This window comes from Klebsiella sp. K-Nf6, from assembly GCF_002806655.1.
GTDB lineage: Bacteria > Pseudomonadota > Gammaproteobacteria > Enterobacterales > Enterobacteriaceae > Klebsiella > Klebsiella variicola.
Map to the genome: position 1 here is coordinate 1 of NZ_PIBN01000065.1, position 358 is coordinate 358.

General features: G+C 43.3%; 1 pseudogene. It reads right to left on the reverse strand.

Going from position 1 to position 358, the window contains the following annotated elements:
- A pseudogene (locus CWM61_RS28650) lies at positions 1-99 on the reverse strand (AraC family transcriptional regulator); the annotation flags it as partial.
- Between the last annotated feature and the right edge of the window lie 259 nt (positions 100-358).

Below are 358 nucleotides of genomic sequence, written 5' to 3' on the forward strand. Positions count from 1 at the left end.
GGAATGCAGGGTACGCGACGGGTGGCTGCCCACGCCGCGAGAAATAAATAACCCTCCGTTTTGCACCCGGATCGGAAGCGCTATGGATAATTCGAGCATAACTATGTCAACTCTCGCTAATACGTGATGAAAATAATCATCTTATTATTGATTATTAACGAAAACAGCCTGATTGAGCGGATCGAAATCACATTTTCTCAATCAGGTCGGAATCATCACCTTTTTGTACTTTTCCCTTCCCTTGTCGTGTGGTGAATTCAATGCAAAATAAAAAGGTACTTTGCAAACTACACAACAAGAGCCACAACCAGGCGGCTTATTTTCTGGAAACAAAATCTCCGAATACGTGAGGCGTTCT